This window comes from Dyadobacter sp. HNCC25DJ187, from assembly GCF_056895255.1.
Genome location: NZ_JBXHAT010000002.1, coordinates 1,931,922 through 1,951,313, shown reverse-complemented (window position 1 = coordinate 1,951,313; position 19,392 = coordinate 1,931,922). Strand labels below are relative to the sequence as shown.

The 19,392-nt window shown below is 42.3% G+C and carries 14 protein-coding genes; 10 read left to right on the top strand and 4 right to left on the bottom strand.

Annotation, left to right across the window (positions count from 1 at the left end; translation table 11 throughout):
* Positions 1-21 precede the first annotated feature (21 nt).
* Complete coding sequence (locus tag AC1XUE_RS19010; protein ID WP_483357566.1) at positions 22-3,048, bottom strand: FAD-binding and (Fe-S)-binding domain-containing protein; 3,027 nt, start codon at positions 3,046-3,048, stop codon at positions 22-24.
* 423 nt (positions 3,049-3,471) lie between these two features.
* Between AC1XUE_RS19010 and AC1XUE_RS19005 the strand changes: the two genes are divergently transcribed.
* Both AC1XUE_RS19005 and AC1XUE_RS19000 read left to right on the top strand, forming a co-directional pair.
* The gene (locus AC1XUE_RS19005; RefSeq protein WP_483357565.1) at positions 3,472-6,525 is read left to right on the top strand and encodes a SusC/RagA family TonB-linked outer membrane protein; all 3,054 of its coding nucleotides are present in this window, start codon (positions 3,472-3,474) and stop codon (positions 6,523-6,525) included.
* A gap of 17 nt (positions 6,526-6,542) precedes the next feature.
* A complete protein-coding gene (locus AC1XUE_RS19000) occupies positions 6,543-8,090 on the top strand; it encodes a RagB/SusD family nutrient uptake outer membrane protein (RefSeq protein ID WP_483357564.1) in 1,548 nt (515 codons plus the stop codon).
* Between the two features lie 76 nt (positions 8,091-8,166).
* Here AC1XUE_RS19000 and AC1XUE_RS18995 read toward each other — a convergent pair whose 3' ends face one another.
* Complete coding sequence (locus AC1XUE_RS18995; protein WP_483357563.1) at positions 8,167-8,955, bottom strand: SDR family oxidoreductase; 789 nt, start codon at positions 8,953-8,955, stop codon at positions 8,167-8,169.
* 220 nt (positions 8,956-9,175) lie between these two features.
* On the opposite strand from AC1XUE_RS18995, the gene purH reads away from it, so the two are divergent.
* From purH to AC1XUE_RS18980, 3 genes are all read left to right on the top strand, one after another.
* A complete protein-coding gene (purH, locus tag AC1XUE_RS18990; protein WP_483357562.1) occupies positions 9,176-10,708 on the top strand; it encodes a bifunctional phosphoribosylaminoimidazolecarboxamide formyltransferase/IMP cyclohydrolase in 1,533 nt (510 codons plus the stop codon).
* A 151-nt stretch (positions 10,709-10,859) separates the two neighbouring features.
* Positions 10,860-11,723 (top strand): hypothetical protein, encoded by an 864-nt coding sequence (locus AC1XUE_RS18985; protein WP_483357561.1) that lies wholly within the window; start codon positions 10,860-10,862, stop codon positions 11,721-11,723.
* 150 nt (positions 11,724-11,873) lie between these two features.
* Complete coding sequence (locus AC1XUE_RS18980) at positions 11,874-13,505, top strand: sodium:solute symporter family transporter (RefSeq protein ID WP_483358012.1); 1,632 nt, start codon at positions 11,874-11,876, stop codon at positions 13,503-13,505.
* Between the two features lie 75 nt (positions 13,506-13,580).
* On the opposite strand, the gene AC1XUE_RS18975 is transcribed toward AC1XUE_RS18980, so the two are convergent.
* Positions 13,581-14,027 carry a peptidylprolyl isomerase gene (locus AC1XUE_RS18975; protein WP_483357560.1) on the bottom strand — a complete coding sequence of 149 codons (447 nt, stop codon included), beginning with the start codon at positions 14,025-14,027 and terminating at the stop codon, positions 13,581-13,583.
* Between the two features lie 125 nt (positions 14,028-14,152).
* The gene (locus tag AC1XUE_RS18970) at positions 14,153-14,959 is read right to left on the bottom strand and encodes a lytic transglycosylase domain-containing protein (RefSeq protein WP_483357559.1); all 807 of its coding nucleotides are present in this window, start codon (positions 14,957-14,959) and stop codon (positions 14,153-14,155) included.
* 483 nt (positions 14,960-15,442) lie between these two features.
* Here AC1XUE_RS18970 and AC1XUE_RS18965 point away from each other — a divergent pair, with 483 nt between their 5' ends.
* The 5 genes from AC1XUE_RS18965 to moaA are packed head-to-tail and all read left to right on the top strand — an operon-like array spanning position 15,443 to position 19,318.
* The gene (locus AC1XUE_RS18965) at positions 15,443-16,633 is read left to right on the top strand and encodes a molybdopterin molybdotransferase MoeA (RefSeq protein WP_483357558.1); all 1,191 of its coding nucleotides are present in this window, start codon (positions 15,443-15,445) and stop codon (positions 16,631-16,633) included.
* A 10-nt stretch (positions 16,634-16,643) separates the two neighbouring features.
* The gene (locus tag AC1XUE_RS18960; RefSeq protein ID WP_483357557.1) at positions 16,644-16,883 is read left to right on the top strand and encodes a MoaD/ThiS family protein; all 240 of its coding nucleotides are present in this window, start codon (positions 16,644-16,646) and stop codon (positions 16,881-16,883) included.
* Positions 16,884-16,903: 20 nt separating this feature from the next.
* Positions 16,904-17,350, top strand: a complete 447-nt coding sequence (locus tag AC1XUE_RS18955; protein WP_483357556.1) for a molybdenum cofactor biosynthesis protein MoaE — start codon at positions 16,904-16,906, stop codon at positions 17,348-17,350.
* A gap of 39 nt (positions 17,351-17,389) precedes the next feature.
* On the top strand, positions 17,390-18,298 hold the full coding sequence (moaCB, locus tag AC1XUE_RS18950) for a bifunctional molybdenum cofactor biosynthesis protein MoaC/MoaB (protein ID WP_483357555.1): 909 nt from the start codon (positions 17,390-17,392) through the stop codon (positions 18,296-18,298).
* 30 nt (positions 18,299-18,328) lie between these two features.
* Positions 18,329-19,318, top strand: a complete 990-nt coding sequence (gene moaA / locus AC1XUE_RS18945) for a GTP 3',8-cyclase MoaA (RefSeq protein WP_483357554.1) — start codon at positions 18,329-18,331, stop codon at positions 19,316-19,318.
* Positions 19,319-19,392: the final 74 nt, after the last annotated feature.

Here is a 19,392-nt window from a genome sequence, read left to right as displayed (position 1 = left end):
AGGGATGTAACAAAAATAGGACTAGACCATTGCTTCCCAAAGAATTTCTGCAGGGTGCATCGCCTTTCTACCTGTACCATCATGGATCTGATGGCGACAGCTTGTTCCCGGTGCAGCGATAATTACTTCCTCAGGTTGTTGTCTCACAGCGGGGAAAAGGACCAGTTCACCGATCTGCATGGAGATATCATAATGCTCTTTCTCATATCCGAAAGATCCTGCCATACCGCAGCAGCCCGATGGTATCAGCTGAACAGTATAATTTTCCGGAAGGGACAACATCTTTTTAGTCGGAACCATACTTGATATCGCTTTTTGCTGACAGTGTCCGTGTAGCTTGATCAACTTTTTCTCCTTCGTGAAAAGGTCTTTTGAAATATGCTTAAGTTCAATTTCACGAGCTACAAATTCATCAAATTGTAATGCATTTTGCGCGAGTTTTTTGGCATCTTCTACCCATTCATCGCTTACAAGATCAGGGTATTCATCACGGAATGTCAGAATAGCAGAAGGCTCAATTCCAACCAGCGGCATATCATAAGAAATTACATCCTTCAGCAGTCTGATATTGTCTTCGGCGATTTTTTTTGCGTCCTTTAATAACCCCTTTGAAAGCTGTGGCCGTCCCGAAGGGCCATGTTTCGGTATGACTACCTCGTATCCTAGTTTCTCAAGTGTAAGAATCGCTTTCTTGCCAATTTCAACATCGTTAAAGTTGGTGAATTCATCGCAGAAGAGATAAACTCTTTTGGCAGAGGAGGCGGGGCTAGGGGCATGGGAACTTTCTGCCGTATTCTTAATTCTTAATTCATCTTTCTTTTTATAATGATTCTTCCACCAGCTCAGTAAAGTTGTGCTGTGTAACAGGGGCATCGTACGTTCGGGATGGAACCCTACGATCTGATTTGCAATTTTGCGTAATGGAGCATTTTTGTAAACAGCATTATATGCCCAGGGTACATAGCTGGCAAGTCCAGTCATTTTTGAGAAGTTACCCACCAACCAGGAACGGAGCGGTATGCCATTCTCATCATGGTATTGTTGCAAAAATTCCATTTTGAGTTTGGCCACGTCCACATTTGACGGGCACTCGCCCTTACAACCTTTGCAGGCCAGGCAAAGATCATATACCTCTTTAATTTCCTTATTGTTGAAACGGTTTTCCTTTGGAGAATGCGTAAGCATTTCACGCAGAATATTTGCCCTGGCACGGGTGGTATCCTTCTCATTCCTGGTAGCCATGAAGCTGGGACACATCGTGCCACCACTGAGTTGCGTTTTACGGCAGTCGCCAGATCCGTTGCATTGCTCAGCATGTTGCAAGATATCCTGATCGTGGAAACGGAAATAGGTTTTAAATTCCGGAGTTTTATGGTCGGCCTCATAACGAAGAAAAGTGTCCATCGGAGCCGTATCTACAATCTTACCTGGATTAAAGATATTGTCAGGATCCCATGTACTTTTGATCTCTCTGAACAATTGATAGTTATGTTCTCCTACCATTTTTGGGATGAACTCACCTCGTAGACGTCCATCGCCATGCTCACCCGAAAGTGAGCCGTCATATTTCTTAACCAGATCAGCAATCTCTTCGGCAATCATCCTGAATTGGCGATGCCCTTCACTGGTTTTGAGATTAATAATAGGTCTTAAATGTAGCTCACCCGTACCGGCATGAGCATAATGAACAGCCGACATGCCATTTTTCTTCAATATCTCATTAAAGTCACGTATATACTCCGGTTGGTCATACACGTCCACTGCTGTATCTTCGATAACGGCTACGGCTTTTTCATCTCCGGGTATGTTGGATAAAAGACCAAGTCCGGCTTTGCGGAGAGTCCATATTTTTTTTGTGTCATCACCAAACAGCAATGGGTAGTGAAAACCCATGCCGGCTTCCATCAGTTCAGCTGTCATCTGAGAGGCTAATTCTTCTACTTCGGCTGTTGTTTCTCTTGATAAATCTACAACCAGAATAGCGGGGATCGTTCCGTCTGGCTTGTTCTTTACAAAAAATGCATTCTTTTTCTGCTCGACATTGAGCATGGCGCATTCCAATACATAATTGTCGATCAGTTCTACAGCCTGCGGTCCGTATTTCAATGTGAGTACTGTTGCCCGAAGTGCCTCGTCAATAGAATTGCAATGAATGCACACCAGCCCTTGCGTTTTGGGAGGCGTCGGAACCAGATTTACTTTAATCTCGGTCAGGAAACACAACGTCCCTTCTGAGCCCGCGATGAGGCTGCACATATTGAAAGGCTTTGCATCCTGTTGTTGTGACAGATAAGGCTGCGTATTCAGCAACATATCCAATGCATAGCCGGTATTTCTTCTTTCAACCGTAGGCTTTGGGAAATTCTTTCTGATCTCGGCCTGATTTTCACCTGATGACAGGATCTCATCGGTTTTTAAATATATTTTATCCAGCAATCCAGCGCTGCCATTTTTCTGCGCAGACGAAACCAGTAGTTCCTGATACTGTGAGGGTGATAAGTTTTTGAATTCTGCATTGGTACCATCGGCCAGGATTGCTTTTACTTCTAATGTATGTTCCCGTGCGCTACCATATACAATGGAGTTGGAGCCACAGGAATTGTTTCCCACCATACCGCCAATCATGGCCCGGTTGGCGGTTGAGGTTTCAGGGCCGTAATATAATCCGTATGGTTTCAGAGCCATATTCAGCTCATCACGCACTACACCAGGTTGGACTCTCGCCCACTTTTCAGCGGCATTGATTTCGAGTATTTCGGTGAAATTCTTTGAAACATCCACTACGATGCCACTACCTACAACCTGTCCGGCCAGCGATGTCCCAGCCGTTCGCGGAATGAGAGAAACCCTGTTTTCGCGCGCAAATGCGATCAGTTTTTTAATATCTGACTCAGACTTGGGTATAGCTACTGCAAGTGGCATTTCACGGTAAGCAGAAGCATCGGTAGCATATAGCGTACGTATTGTATTGTCATAGAACAGATCACCATCAAGCAGGGCGGCAAGAGACTTTAATTCCGTATCGGTAACAGAGGATTGAGCATCCATAAATAGCAAGAAATCGGGATTTGAAACGGCGCCAAAGTTACGAACAACACACAAGGATTTTTAGAATTATGAATAGAATATAATGATGAAGTCTGAAAGTCCGACGGTAAAGTTTAAGATATCACCCATTTTGCATGTTAATTGTATTTCGCTAAGGTCAATATTGTATAATAATCAGATAAAATACGGGCAGTTAAAAAATGTTAAAAAGAAGGATTGTTTTGCTGTTTTTTGTATAGGATTATCGGAAGTAATTATATTAATTTGTCACCTATAAGATATAATATTCTTGTTTAGTATTAGTAAAATACAAATATCTACATCGATAAGTATTTGATATTGAGAGTACGTATACAGGATTATAATACTTATAGTTTGTAAATTTTTAACCTAACATCAGTTTTATCAACCGTTTTTTAACCTATGGTGAATTTATCCTTAAGTCCTTATCATCATCGTGGTGATAGTACTGAAAAATCTAAGCCGAGAAGAGACGACTTAGTAAAGAGATTGAGCTATTTGCTCATGTTCTCATGTCTTCTGATTTGCGGCCAACTGCATGCGCAGGACATTACAATTACCGGTCAGGTAAATGATGGAAAGGGGGGAAGTCTACCCGGTGTTTCCATTACAGTGAAAGGTACCACACGCGGCACTACTACCGACATGGATGGGAAGTACTCCATTGCTGTAGCACCTGCTTCGGTACTTCAGTTTAGTTTTATCGGTTTTACGAGCAAGGAAGTTACTGTGGGGAGTGAGACTAAGATCGATGTAGCAATGACTGACGACGCCAAAGCATTGGAAGAAGTAGTCGTAATTGGTTACGGAACGGTACAGAAAAAAGACCTTACCGGCTCTGTCTCATCTTTACAGTCTAAAGATTTCAATAAGGGCGTTATTACTTCTCCGGATCAGCTTATCCAGGGAAGAACACCTGGCGTAATGGTGATCAACAATACGGGGCAGCCTGGTGGAGCAGCTACAGTAAGGATCCGTGGTAATTCATCTATCCGCGCCGGTAACAACCCTCTTTTTGTATTAGATGGTATTCCACTTTCAGGTAGCTCAGCACGTCCTGGTGGTAGCGGAGGTTTTGGGTCAGATGGGGGTAACCCGCTTGCTTACTTGAACCCAAGCGATATTGCCAGTATGGACATTCTTAAAGATGCGTCTGCAACAGCTATTTATGGTTCGCGCGGAGCGAATGGTGTAGTAATTATTACCACTAAACGTGGTGCTTCAGGTGCTCCGACAGTGAATTTCAACGCGTCGGCTGGTGTATCATCATTACTTAGAAGACCGGAAGTTTTATCCGCCGACGAATTCAGGGCGGCTGCAAAATATTATTCACCTGATGTTGATCCAAATTCATATGACTTTAAGGATAATGTAAATGCTTTTGACGAAATAACAAGAGTAGCTCCGGTGCAGAACTATTCTGTGGCAGTAACAGGTGGTACTGATAATGGTAAATACCGTGTTTCTGCTGGTTACATGGATCAAAAAGGGATTATTCAGAATTCTGATTTGAAGAAGTACACAGCTAGCTTGAATACCAACTTTAAATTTTTGGAGAGTAAAAAACTAGGCCTTGACTTTGGTGTGCTTTTCACTCAGACTGACGAGAACATTGTACCGATAGACGTGGGCAGGGGAGCAGATGGTAACCTGATTTCTATGGCGCTTGCCTGGAATCCGACCCGTCCATTGAAAAATCCGGATGGTAGCTTTACCTATATTAACCAGATTACAGGTAACCCACTTGCTAACCTGTTCGCATATAAGGATAATGCTACGGTAAATACCATTGTTGCCAACATTGCACCCTCTTTCAAGATTACGAATGATCTGGAGTATAAGTTTATATACAGTGTAACGCGTCAGATGGGTATTAGGAAGGGTAGGTTGATTGATGGTATTGTCAATCAAAATACCACTAATAACGGTTTTGCTTTCGTAGGTAATAACCAGGAAACAAACCAGCAGTTAACACATACACTTTCTTACAACAAGCAAATTACCCCATCATTAAGTGTTAATGCTGTCGCAGGTTATGAATTCCTTTCTTACGCCAACAGCTGGAACACGGTGAATGCAAGCGGATTCCCTAATGTTGGGTTGGATTTCTATGATTATCTGGATTATTCAATTATCAACAATAGAGGCGCAGATTCGTACAGAAGTCCGACCAATGAGCTGCAATCATTCTTTGTTAGAGCCGGTGTGAACCTACTCGATAAATACCTGTTCACAGGAACGATCAGAAGAGATGGGTCTACGAAATTCGGAGAGAACAACAAATATGCAAATTTCCCTGCGTTAGCATTTGCCTGGAATGTTTCAAATGAGGAATTCTTGAAAGGAAACACTACTCTGAATAACCTGAAAGTACGTGTAGGATGGGGTAAAACCGGAAACAGGGAGTTCCCGTCCGGTGCATCAAGAGACCGCTACATATTTGAAACCCAGAGTGTGCGACAAGTTAATTACGGTAACCCGGATCTGAAGTGGGAAAGCTCGGAGACCATCAATGCAGGTATTGACTTTGGACTGTTCCAATCAAGAATCGTTGGGTCTGTCGACTTTTTCAATAAGAAAACAACCGATGCTTTGTTCGAAAGAACCATAGCACAACCAGCACCAAACGGTAGAGTTTGGGTTAATCTTGAAGGAGAAGTAGTGAATAGGGGGGTAGAATTAGCACTTACAGGTACTGTACTGGAAACAAAAGACTTTACCTGGAATCTTTCTGCCAACGCTACTTTCCTGAAAAACAGTGTTTCCGGTTTACCAGGATTTTATGAAACGGCTCAACTAAGGGGTCAAGGATTCTCAGGTGTATTGGGCCAACGTATGATAAGTGGGCAGCCACTTAACGTTTGGTATCTTGCTCAGTATGCAGGTCTGGATCCTGCTACAGGAACAAGTATGTATGTAGGGGCGGATGGGAACGCAAGTACTTCTGTAGACCCAGCACAGAACAAGTACTATGTAGGAAGTCCGAATCCAAGGACACTTCTTGGAATATCTACAGATGTAACCTACAAAAAGTTTTCAGCTGTAGTAAATATGAATGGTGCTTTTGGACACACCCTGTTCAATAATACATTTGCTACTGTATTGGGAATCAATAATATGCCAAATAGGAACATGGCTAAAGATTTTTACGATACCAATGTGAAAGAGTCTACTTCCAATTCAGCAGCTCCTTCAACTCGTTACCTGGAGAAGGGAGACTTCATGAAGTTGTCTAACATGACATTGAGTTACAGAGTAGGAAACATTGGCAAAGCGTTCAAAAATCTGAATATTTCCCTGACAGGGCAGAATTTGTTTGTCTTGACTAAGTACAGAGGGTTTGATCCGGAAGTTAATACGGATGGCTCCAACAATGATATTCCATCATTGGGTATTGAGTATGTACCGTATCCGTCTGCACGAACGTATCTGTTAGGAGTGAACTTTTCATTGTAATTTAAAACAAAGATTTTATGCGATTTAAAACATATTGTGCAACTATTCTGTTAGGGCTTTCCGTGTTCTCATGCTCGGATCTTGACGAACAACTGAGGAGTGAGCTGGAAGAATCCACATCAGGAAATATTACTCCGGGAGGCTTATTAATCAGTGCATATGCTTCATTAAACGGACCTTACCAGCAAGAAAACCGCTGGTGCCTACAGCAGCTTTCAACTGACGAGTCTGTGGCTCCCACGCGCGGAGGTGACTGGGATGATAACGGCAAGCACCGTGCAATTCATCTCCATACCTGGAACGCTGACAATGGCTACATGAATGACACATTTGTGCAGTTGTTAACAACAGTTTTTCAGGCTTCTAATGTATTGCGATATAGTCCTTCCGCGCAACAAGCTGCAGAAGCACGTTTTGTCAGAGCATTAGCCATGTTCGATGTATTGGATTTATGGGGCGTGGTACCTTACAGAGAAAATTTGGACGATTTTCGTGAAGATCCCAAGACATTGAGTACACAGGAAGCCATTGATTTTATCATTTCGGAAGTAAACGCGATTCTACCTAACCTTCCGGCTTCCGGCGCTGCATTTGTTGCTAATAAAAATGCAGCGAGAACATTGCTGATGAAAGTGTATCTGAATAAAGGTACTTTCCTGAACAGACAAAACCCTACATTCGATCCAGCTGATATGAGTAGGGTGGTTGCTTTGGCTAATGAGATTACGGGCTATACGATATCTGCTAAAGGTAAGTATTTTGACAACTTTGCACCTGATAACCATTTGTTATCAACTGAGAATATCTTTACACTTTATAATGAAGAAGGTGTAAGAGGCGGTGGAGTAGACAGAGCTTACTGGACTGTCTCCCATTACAATATGACTCCGGGTGGATGGAACGGATGGGCTGCTTTGTCTGGCTTGTATGACAAATTTGGTGCAGGTGATGAAAGGAGAGGTATTTACTATAACTATGCAGCTGATACAACTTCCAACCGTACCAAAAGCTACAAAATTCAGAATGTAGGTCTTTTGGAAGGGCAGCAAACCAGTTGGGTAACCAACAAACCCTTGATGGCAAGAACGCCTTCTACGCAACCGCTGGTATTTACAAAAGAGGTGGGAATTCGTACGAGCGGTAACACGTTGGAAACTGCAGGAATCAGGGTTATTAAATATCCTTTTGACTTTGCATCAAGAGGACAAAAAAACAATGACTGGGTGGTCTACCGTTATTCTGACGTCTTGCTGATGAAAGCGGAAGCAATTCTTCGTGGAGGCACTCCAGGAGCTGCCGCAGATGCATTAACGCTGGTTAATTCCATAAGGACTAACCGTGGTGTTGCTGCGTTAACTGCACTTAACTTGGATACATTACTTGACGAACGTTCTCGCGAGCTGTATTGGGAAGGATGGAGACGTCAGGATCTGATTCGTTTTGGTAAATTCTTGAAACCAGGGCAGATCAGGACGGCAGAAAGCGATCCAATAAGACTGATTTATGCTATTCCAAGTCAGCAGATAGCAGTTAATGGGAATCTTGATCAAAACCCTGGATATTAATTTTTAGGTTTGACAAACATCAAAAAGGAACAGGTCATTATAGACTTGTTCCTTTTTGATGTATGGTCTGCTGATACTACAAACTCTCCGTTCTACCGCCATCTACCGGCAGATTAATACCATTGATACTTGCTGCTGCCGGGCTGCATAGAAATGCCACTGCCGCCGCCACTTCTTCTGCTTCGCTGAAGCGTCTTATGGGTATGGCATTCTGTAAAGTTTCAGATACTTCTTCAAGGGGTTTACCACTAGCTTCGCTACGCATTTGCAATACGGCATTCAGTCGGGCTGTTTTGGTGTAGCCGGGCAGTACATTATTGCAAGTAATACCGAAGGGGCCAAGCTCTGCCGAGAGTGTTTTAGACCAACTGGCAACAGCAGCTCTGATCGTATTGGAAACACCAAGACCAGCGATAGGTTGCTTCACAGAAGTACTGATGATATTGACAATCCTTCCAAATCCTGCACGCTTCATAGACGGGACCACCGCTCGGGTAATATTTTGGTAATTGACCAAATGCATTTGAAAAGCTTTGACAAACTGTTCAGATGTTGCGTCAATAGCTTGTCCGCCGGCAGGGCCGCCTGTATTGTTGATCAGAATATGTACATCGGGACATAGTCTAAGGTAATTGTTGATCGCATCCGTGACGTTTTTATTATCTGAAAAATCGGCAACGATGTACCGGTGAAGCTGTCCGCCAGAAGTGTCCAGCAACTCTACTACCTCCCGAAGCGATGTTTCATTTCTAGCTATCAGTGTCACATTCGCGCCTAACTGTGCAAGTTCTAATGCCGTTGCTTTTCCTATTCCTTGCGTACTACCGCACACCAATGATGTTTTTCCTGTTAGATTTAAATTCATAGTCTTTGTTACTTGATGTTAGCGGTTTATGCTCCGTTGCGTTACTGGTGTTTTCTTCGGTGATATCTTTTATTAAAATAAACCACTGCGTGTTTTTTTGATTTATCTTTGTGGCTTATTTTAAGAAGGACGATGGACCGGTTTTAAGACCGAATGTAATTTTGTTGTATTTGATCTTCATAACCACCGGCCTCCCAAATCTATAATCAATAATCGTACAATGTCTAAAAAAATCCAATCCGCACTTATTTCAGTATATTATAAGGATGGACTTGAACCTTTGGTTCGTCTTTTGCATGAGCAGGGTGTAAAACTTTACTCAACCGGAGGAACCCAAACATTCATTGAGAATCTTCAAATCCCGGTTACGGCGGCGGAAGAACTGACTGGCTATCCGTCGATTTTCGGAGGTCGTGTTAAAACATTACACCCGGCTATCATGGGCGGTATCCTGTATCGTCGCGACGATGCGGGGGATGTAGCTCAGGCAGCACAGTACAATATTCCGGCGATTGATCTGGTTGTAGTGGATCTTTATCCGTTTGAAGAAACTGTTGCATCAGGTGCAGGTGAGGAAGACATTATTGAAAAAATAGATATCGGAGGTATTTCTCTGATCAGAGCAACTGCCAAGAATTTTAAAGATACACTTATAGTATCGAACAGAAGTCAATATGCAGCTGTTGTTGACCTTTTAATTGCGAAAGCAGGTGCTACAGACCTGGAAGACCGTCGTGCATATGCAGGAGCTGCTTTTGGAGTTTCGTCTCAGTATGATGGGGCTATCAACAGTTATTTTCTGGGTAAAGATCCGGCTGATGCTGCACTTTATGATTTCCAAAAGTTACCTTCTCAAACGTTACGTTACGGAGAGAACCCGCACCAAAGTGCCAGCTATTTTGGTGACCTGGAAGGTATATTTGATAAACTTCACGGAAAAGAATTGTCCTATAATAATCTGGTTGATGTAGATGCTTGTGTGAACCTGATTGACGAATTCGAAGGTGGTGCGCCGACATTTGCGATCATCAAGCATACTAATGCTTGTGGTATAGCTACGGCTGCAACCTCAAAAGGAGCGTATGACAATGCACTTGCATGTGATCCCGTATCTGCCTTTGGTGGAGTGGTGATCACGAACACAACTGTAGATCTTGCAACGGCTGAAGAACTGAATAAGTTGTTTATGGAGATTCTGATTGCTCCGGCTTATGAGGAGGATGCATTGGCTCTTTTAAAGTCTAAGAAAAACAGAATTTTGCTTAAGCGTAATGCAGTTAAGTTGCCTGAGGTAATGTTCAAAACTATCCTCAACGGTGTTTTGGTGCAGGATAAAGATAATTCAACGGAGGTGGCTTCACAGTTTACAACTGTTACAGAAAAGGCGCCTACTGATTCTGAGTTGAAAGCGCTGGAATTTGCTTTGAAAGTTTGTAAGCATACCAAATCTAACACGATTGTGTTGGCTAATGAAAATCAATTGCTGGCAAGCGGTACCGGGCAAACGTCACGTGTGGATGCGTTGCGCCAGGCGATCGAAAAAGCAAAAGCGTTCAATTTCGATCTTACAGGAGCAGTAATGGCATCTGATGCTTTCTTCCCATTTGCTGACTGTGTTGAGATCGCTCATCTGGCAGGTGTTACAGCGGTGGTACAACCGGGAGGCTCAATTCGTGATAAAGATTCTGTAGATTATTGCAATGCGAATGGTTTGGCAATGGTAACTACAGGTGTGCGCCACTTTAAGCACTAAATTACAGGCAGGAGCCATCTGAGGTGAGTGCCACATATTTTATATATTGTAACCGCAGATGCCTGAATGCGCATTTGCGGTTATTTTTGTTTCTGGTTTTACTGTTTGCGATTTAAATTTCTATCCCGATTTGAGAACTAACAATCCATTTTTGAAGCATTTAGCTAAGGTTTGTAAGTTCGCAATGGGCGGGATATTGATGATTTTAATAAGTGTGGTATTTCTGTATCCACAAATATTCAATTGCGAAATCGTCAGCCTTTCCGGTTTTTATCAACTCAGGTCTGATGTATTTGTAAGCCCGGAACTGTCAACCTCCAGTTTTAAAAATGTACTCAGAGATGTTCGTAAAGCAGAGGCGCGCATTGACTCGTTTTACAAAGGAAAAGTGTCCAAACCTGCTATTATCATCTGTACCAACCCGGACCAGTACAAAAAATATTGTAGTAGCACTGAGGGAGCCGGATGCAGCTTAGGCACGCCATGGGGCAACTCTTTCATTGTGTTGAGCCTACAGGAGATGAATGTGGATGTAATTAGTCACGAAATGAGCCACATAGAGCTTTTGTCGCGGTTGGGTTGGTGGAGAACTACCGTGGATGTGCCGCAGTGGTACAATGAAGGATTAGCCTTAATGCTGGATCAGCGTTTTGTCAGTAATCAGGATAGTATTGGTCGGTATCTGGACTACCTGGATGAATGGTCCTTTTATACCGGAGGTGGGCAGGAGATTCTGGAGCTCGAAAATATCACAACAGTAAAGGATTTTTTTGCGGGAGACCAGCGTCATGTCATGCTGGCATATATGACTTCAGGATTGGAAGTTTCATATTGGCTCTACCATTCTGGGCAGACAGGCGTAGACACACTGATACATGGCTTGAGGGCGGGGGAGAGTTTTCATGATGTTTACCGTCTTACTGAACAACAGAAAACCGGGGTACATCATCTTCAAAATTTACCCCGAAATCCTCTTCGACGTCAGGTACGCTATCGCATGCCAACCTCTGAATAAAATTTTATTGTACTTTAAGCATATTTTGGCCCCTCTACAGACACATTTCATTGATTTGGGTCAATGCAGCTTGTACTATTTTCTGAAAATAGTGTACCTTTCGTGTTGAACCAACATGCTCATTCCACCATCTCATTTTCCAAGATTGAAATGCAACAATTACAATTACCCGATTACATCATCTTCTTTGTTTATTTCATTATAGTTGCTGCCTATGGTTACTATATCTACAATAAAAAGAAAACCGGAATAGAATCTACAAAAGACTTTTTTCTTGCAGAAGGGTCGCTTACCTGGTGGGCAATCGGAGCTTCTTTGATCGCATCAAATATCTCTGCCGAACAGTTTATCGGTATGTCTGGAAATGGCTTTTCAATGGGTCTTGCTATTTCTACCTATGAATGGATGGCCGCTGTTACACTGATTGTAGTTGCGGTTTTCTTTATGCCTATCTATCTGAAGAATAAGATATGGACCATGCCCCAATTTCTTACTCAGCGCTACAACAAACAGGTAAGTTTAATTATGGCGGTTTTTTGGCTTGGTTTGTACATTATGGTAAATCTTACCTCCATTCTGTATTTAGGAGCTTTGGCAGTTTCCGGAATATCCGGACTTGATTTTTGGTTTTGTATGTGGAGCCTTGCCATTTTTGCAATCATTATCACAATCGGTGGGATGAAGGTGATCGGTTATACTGATGTTATTCAGGTATTTTTCCTGATTGTTGGTGGATTGGCTACTTCTTATCTGGCGCTTAACCTGGTTTCGGGAGATGGTCTTATAACAGTAGGAGGTATGTTGGATGGTTTTCAGCAAATGAAAAGTAACCATGACGATCACTTTCATATGATCTTCAAAGAGTCGAGTCCTTTCTATTCTCAGCTGCCAGGCCTTACGGTGTTATTCGGAGGGATGTGGATTGTGAACCTGAACTATTGGGGATGTAATCAGTATATCACACAGCGGGCACTTGGAGCCGACTTGCCAACCGCAAGAAAGGGATTGCTATTCGCTGCCGCACTTAAATTATTGATGCCAGCGTTGGTTGTAATTCCTGGTATTGCTGCATACGCGCTTTACAGCAAAGGTTTATTCGTGAACGAGTTGACAGAAAATGGAGAAATCGTTGCGGATAAGGCTTATCCTGTTTTGTTAGGACTTCTTCCTGTAGGACTTAAAGGATTGTCATTTGCTGCCTTGACAGCAGCTGTTGTGGCTTCACTTGCAGGAAAAGCCAATTCTATATCAACCATTTTTACACTGGATATTTTCAAAGAATACTTTGGTAAAAACAAATCGGAAGAGCAGCTTGTTAAAACGGGAAGAATTGTAATTGTCATTTCTATGTTATTGGCAATACTTATTTCTCCATATATGGGTATTGATAAAAAAGGTGGTTTCCAATTTATTCAGGAAATGACGGGTCTGGTTTCTCCGGGGGTATTTGCAGCATTCAGTATGGGATTCTTCTGGAAAAGAACCAATTCAGCCGGCGCTCTTTTTGCAATCGTTGGTGGGTTTTTAATCGCATTAGCCATGCATAATAACTGGGCACCACTTTCTCTGATAACTGATTGGACTGCCATACCTTTTCTTGACAGGATGGGTTGGGTATTCCTGATATGTGTCGCTGTGATGTTTGTATTAGGTCTGGTGATGCCTGACGAGAAGAAAGGACTTGAAATTGACGCCAAGATGTTCAAAGTAGATACCGTGTTTGCTGTGGGAGCAGGAGCCGTATTAGCGATCGTGGTGATTCTTTATGCTACTTTCTGGTAGAATTCATTCATAAGGATCAATAAAAAATGCCTGCTTTCGATTCGAAAGCAGGCATTTTTTATTGATCGGATTTGGTTAAGCTACCTCTTCTTCAATGATGGTAATTTTCTGAATTTTATCACCCTGACGTATCAGGTCCACTGTATCAATACCTTCTACTACTTTACCAAAGCAAGTATGATTTCCGTCCAGATGGGCCGTGTTATTTCTGCTGTGGCAGATAAAAAACTGTGATCCGCCCGTATCACGACCTGCATGCGCCATAGATAGCACGCCGCGGTCATGGTATTGGTTGCCATTCTTTACCTCGCATTTGATAGTATAACCAGGACCTCCACGACCAGTTCCGGTAGGGTCACCACCTTGTACCATAAAGTCAGGTATAACACGGTGAAAAGTTAAGCCGTCGTAAAAGCCCTTTTTTGAAAGATCAACGAAGTTTTTCACGGCGATAGGAGTGTGCTCATCGTATAGTTCGATCAGCATAGTTCCTTTATCTGTGATCATTTCTGCTTTTGTCATGTCTGTAAAAACGAGATTTGAGATAAATTATAAAAAAGATATCCATATGATTATATGGATATCCGATGCAAAGAAAAGCATATCGCAGCTTTTCATTACTACATAAAGTTAATTAAACTTCTGATTTAAGAACCTGTTATCAGTCGGGCAACTGTTTTAGAGTCGGATTTTACCAGGTCATCTTTCGCATCCAGCTTAATTTCTGCGATACGTTCTACCACTTCACCACTTCCCCACTCACGGCTTCGTTCAGGATTGGAGAACCATTCCTTTACGGCAACAAGTTTGTACATGTATTTGGTAGTTTCTGCGTTGAGTTTCAACTTGAAGTAATCATCCTTGTTCTGGCGTTGCATGCGATCCTGAATGTGTTGCGGACCTGCATTGAATGCTGCTGCCACCAGCGTCCATGACCCTAGCTGTTTGTGCAAGCTTATCAGATATTTGGCTGCGGCATGGGTGGATTTCACCAGATGCTTCCTGTCGTCTCTTTGCGAGTCGACTACCAGTCCGAGAGATTTGGCAGTAGATGGCATAAATTGCCAATAGCCTCCAGCGCCCCTATGAGATTTTACTTCATTGTTCATAGCGCTTTCTATGATAGGTATGTATTTAAAATCGGCTGGTACCCCGTACTTCTTAAGGATGTTTTCAACGGTTTTCATCCTTTTTTCAGTGTTTGTCATCAGCTTACGAAATTCCGGGGTATCGTAATTTCTGATCATTGTTTGATATCGCTGAGCGATGCGAAGTTCTGATAATGGGATAGCTTCGCCACAGAAGTCAATAGCAAGAAGATCTGAATTAATAGTGTCTGTAGTGTCTTTCAGTTCTGTTAGTTCTTTCAGTTCTTTCTTTTCTACCTCCACCTCGCTCATGGATATTTTGCCCATTACTGCGATTGAGAAGGCAACAAAGATTAGTCGAATCATGCACTTTTTATTTCGTGAAACATATATTAATTGGGAAAGACAATAGCAATGCAGAGTGCACATCAAAATCTTTGCCAGGGGTACAAAGGTAACGGTATTGAATTAATAAAATTTCATTTATACGTAAAAAACTGATTTTCAGCCATATTAGTATTATATTAATAGTACTAATTCAATATTACTAAATTTTGCGAATTTTGGAGTATACGCAATAATAATGCCGTTTAGATATCGTGAACATGAATAATAGTTCGTTTTTTATAATATCTGCCGAACCTCACCTTATAATCAGAATATCATTATACTGTGAATGTAGATATGTGATATTAAATCAACGTTTGATACACAGTAGGTTACATATTCAGGTTCTGAATCATGTAGTATAATTTTAATATTCTGACTCATTTCGACTTTGTTTTGAGTAGGATATAATTCCTTTTCATGACTCACATATTGTATCTTGCATAGCTAAACTTTTATGAAATGATCTCCGTAAACGAGGCTAAAAGAAGAATAATCAACCAATCGGCATTGCTCTCCACAGAGAGAAGGCTGCTTTCAGCATCAGTCAACTACATCCTCGCTGAAGATTTGACAGCCTCCATATCGTTGCCATCTTTTCGTCAATCTTCAATGGATGGTTATGCCGTACATTTTGACGATATTAATGAAACAGGTACAAGATTGCGTGTGTCGTCGGAATCGAAAGCTGGGGAAAGTAAGGTACAGTTTGTTGAAAGAGGTAACGCGGTCCGGATATTTACGGGAGCGCCTGTGCCTGAAGGAGCGTCCGCGGTTATCATGCAGGAGCATACTTCAAGAGACGGGGATTGGGTTGTGATTAATGAATTTCCCGTCACTGCAGGAAAGAACATCCGTAATGTAGGTCAGCAGATCAGACGTGGAGATGTTGCCTTACAAAAAGGAACATTACTTTCTCCCGGGGCTGTAGGGTTTCTGGCGGGGCTTAATATAGGTGAGGTGTTGGTGTACCGTAAGCCTAAAGTAGGCTTGCTTCTTACCGGAGATGAGCTGGTAGAAGCGGGTGGTAATATCGGGCACGGGCAAATTTACGAATCGAATTCTGTGATGTTGCGTGCTGCTTTGGAAAAGGAAGGAATTACGGATGTGTATATTTTACATAGTAAGGATAATCTGGAAGCAACGAAAGAAGCTTTAGATTTTTTATACAGAAACAACGATGTTGTTCTTGCAAGCGGAGGAATTTCTGTTGGGGATTATGATTTTGTAGGAACTGCCTTGGCGGAGCTGGGCACAGAAACGATATTTTATAAAGTGAGACAAAAACCAGGTAAACCTTTGCTGTTTGGAAAAAAGGAACAAAAACTTTTTTTTGCCTTACCGGGGAATCCTGCGTCCTCTTTGGTTTGTTACTATGAATATGTACTTCCTGCGATAAGATGCTTATCAGGCTGGAAAGATTGCTTTCTTAAGTCGGTTCAAATGCCTGTAATAAGAGATTATTCATTTACAGGAGAGCGTGATGAATTTCTGAAGGCCCTATTAACCGACTCCGGCGTTTTGCCATTGGATGGTCAGGAGTCTTTTGCATTACGGTCTTTTGCGCTTGCTGACGCGATTATTTATCTGCCATCGGAGCAGCGGGAAGTAAAATCAGGAGATCTGGTAGAAGTACATTTAATACCACGTTAAAAAAGATTGTATGGAGGTTCAGGTAATGTATTTCGGAATGTTGTCGGAAATAACCGGGCAGAGTAGTGAAAGCTGGTTGTTGAAAGAAGAAATTACGGTTGCTGGTTTCAGGCAGCAGATTGAAGAAAAATATCCTTTATTGAAAGATAAAAAGTTTAAGGTGGCGGTGAATAAGCAAATTGCGGTAGATTCAACATCCATCATACATCAGTCGGAAATTGCCTTACTACCTCCATTTGCTGGCGGTTAGGAACAATCAAATATTAAAAAATGGATAAGACAAAGAAACCCAGGAAGGTATTTCTGCAAGGGCCGATCAGTCCGGATTTTGTAGCGAAGTCAATTGCCAGCCACCAGTCAAAGACAGGTATCGGAGCGCACGCTATATTTTTGGGGCAAATACGTGCAGACCAGAAAGAGGGTGGTATGGTGACAGGCATTGATTACTCGGCTTATGAGGAGATGGCGGAAGAAAGTTTTCATCAAATAAGAGTATCAGCATTTGAACGTTTCGATCTGGTTTGTATGCATATTTATCATAGCCTTGGGCTGGTTCCAACCGGTGAAATAAGTTTGTTCGTATTTGTATCCTCCAAGCATCGGAAAGTTGCTTTTGAAGCGTCTGAATACATTGTTGAGCAAATTAAGGCTAACGTGCCGATATTTGGGAAAGAGCTTGTATCTGAAGGTGGGTATCTGTGGAAGGAAAATTCCTGAGGTGCCTGATCTATATTTTTATCAAAATTGAATGACTGAATGGTTGATATAACCCATAAAATAAATACGTTACGGATTGCAACTGCAGAAGCAACAGTGGTAGTGAGTAAGCCTGAAACCATACTGGCTATACAGAACAGAACAGTTCCGAAAGGTGATGTTTTTGAGATGGCCAAAGCAGCAGGGTTTCTTGCAGTTAAAAAAACGCCGGATCTGTTACCTGATTGTCACCCGATTCCTGTTGAATACACAGGAGTCAATTACCGGATTGAAGAATTATCTGTTGTTATAGAGCTTACAGTCAAGACAATTTATAAAACCGGTGTAGAGGTAGAAGCAATGCATGGCGCATCTGTAGTGGCGCTGACAATGTATGATATGCTCAAACCGATTGATAAAGGTGTTGAAATCAGGAATATCAGATTGCTGGAAAAGAAGGGTGGGAAAAGTGACCGGAAAGCACTCGGACACGATCTTAAAACCGCCGTACTGGTATGTTCTGACACTATCTCGGCTGGAACCGGAGAGGACCGCTCTGGCAGGAAAATTATCGAAAAGTTAAAAGCTTTGTCTCTGGAAGTTCAGGATTATGGTGTGATCAGAGATGATAAGGAGTTGATTCAGGAAAAGTTGAAAGGGTTGGTATCCAATAAATATGATCTTATATTGATCACCGGAGGTACGGGTCTGTCAGAAAGAGATGTGACGCCTGAAGCCGTGACTGAACTTCTTGATAGAGAAATCCCCGGAATTGCAGAAGCTGCAAGGCAATATGGTCAGCAACGTGTTCCTACTTCTATGCTTTCAAGGTCTGTTGCCGGATTAATAAAAGATACAATGGTGATCGCTATGCCGGGAAGTACGGGAGCGGTCACAGAATATATGGATGCACTGTTTCCGCACGTATTACACGTTTTTAGCGTTATGCAGGGAACCCGTCATTCATAACGTACAAATTCGGGTATCTACTTTATAGCAATGATGTCAATTCAGGATACATTCGGGCGTAAACACACTTATCTGCGTATATCACTGACAGATAAGTGTAATCTGCGTTGTACGTACTGTATGCCGCAGGAAGACATGCAGTTTATGCCGTCCAAATGGCTCATGCAGGCAGATGAAGTAGAGGAGCTTGCCCGTATTTTTGTTGAGATGGGTGTGGATAAGATCCGACTTACAGGTGGAGAACCTTTGGTGCGAAAGGATGTGGGAAACATCATTGAGAGATTAGGAAAGCTTGACACATCTCTGACGCTGACAACAAATGCGGTCTTGATCGACGAATATATACCACAGCTTAAAGATGCCGGGGTAAAGTCGCTGAATGTGAGTCTGGATACATTGAATGAAAATCAGTTTAAGGCCATAACCAAACGGGATCATTATCAAAAGACGAGGGACAATATCACATTGTTGCTTTCAGAAGGATTTACTGTAAAGCTCAATACAGTTGTCATGCGCGGACTCAATGATCAGGAGATCAATGACTTCGTGAGCCTTACACGAGATAATCCATTGCTTCATATCAGGTTTATAGAGTTTATGCCTTTTAGTGGCAATCAGTGGGATATGTCCAAAATTGTATCGCATCATGAGCTTCTATCCGGCATTAGTAATGTCTTCGACTTTCGTCAGTTGATGGCAGAACCCAATGATACTGCGCGCAGGTATCAGGTGGAAGGAGCAGCGGGTACTTTCGGAATTATAGGAACTGTAACCCATCCGTTTTGTTCAGGGTGCAACCGTATCAGGCTTACTGCTGATGGCAAATTAAAAAATTGCCTTTTTGATACCTCGGAGATAGATTTGCTAACGCCTCTTAGAAAAGGAGACGATGTCCGTCCGATTATATTAGATCACTTTAGTAAAAAACACTTCGCTCACGGGGGGCATGTAGGCTTTGGCGAAAAAACGGCGAAGTCGGATTATGAGCAAAATCGTACCATGATTGCCATTGGTGGTTAAGTAACCGTTCGTCCTTGTTTTTTGCCTTTTATACAAACCATGCAACACAGTCGTGTATGAAAACCTCTTTGGTG

What these genes read in the sequence shown, in the direction of transcription:
- moaA (WP_483357554.1), top strand. Translation starts at nt 18,329, where the DNA reads ATGATGTCAATTCAGGATACATTCGGGCGTAAACACACTTATCTGCGT.
- purH (WP_483357562.1), top strand. Translation starts at nt 9,176, where the DNA reads ATGTCTAAAAAAATCCAATCCGCACTTATTTCAGTATATTATAAGGAT.
- AC1XUE_RS19010 (WP_483357566.1), bottom strand. Translation starts at nt 3,048, where the DNA reads ATGGATGCTCAATCCTCTGTTACCGATACGGAATTAAAGTCTCTTGCC.
- AC1XUE_RS18975 (WP_483357560.1), bottom strand. Translation starts at nt 14,027, where the DNA reads ATGACAAAAGCAGAAATGATCACAGATAAAGGAACTATGCTGATCGAA.
- AC1XUE_RS18960 (WP_483357557.1), top strand. Translation starts at nt 16,644, where the DNA reads ATGGAGGTTCAGGTAATGTATTTCGGAATGTTGTCGGAAATAACCGGG.
- AC1XUE_RS18995 (WP_483357563.1), bottom strand. Translation starts at nt 8,955, where the DNA reads ATGAATTTAAATCTAACAGGAAAAACATCATTGGTGTGCGGTAGTACG.
- AC1XUE_RS19000 (WP_483357564.1), top strand. Translation starts at nt 6,543, where the DNA reads ATGCGATTTAAAACATATTGTGCAACTATTCTGTTAGGGCTTTCCGTG.
- AC1XUE_RS18955 (WP_483357556.1), top strand. Translation starts at nt 16,904, where the DNA reads ATGGATAAGACAAAGAAACCCAGGAAGGTATTTCTGCAAGGGCCGATC.
- AC1XUE_RS18970 (WP_483357559.1), bottom strand. Translation starts at nt 14,959, where the DNA reads ATGATTCGACTAATCTTTGTTGCCTTCTCAATCGCAGTAATGGGCAAA.
- AC1XUE_RS19005 (WP_483357565.1), top strand. Translation starts at nt 3,472, where the DNA reads ATGGTGAATTTATCCTTAAGTCCTTATCATCATCGTGGTGATAGTACT.
- AC1XUE_RS18980 (WP_483358012.1), top strand. Translation starts at nt 11,874, where the DNA reads ATGCAACAATTACAATTACCCGATTACATCATCTTCTTTGTTTATTTC.
- moaCB (WP_483357555.1), top strand. Translation starts at nt 17,390, where the DNA reads ATGGTTGATATAACCCATAAAATAAATACGTTACGGATTGCAACTGCA.
- AC1XUE_RS18965 (WP_483357558.1), top strand. Translation starts at nt 15,443, where the DNA reads ATGATCTCCGTAAACGAGGCTAAAAGAAGAATAATCAACCAATCGGCA.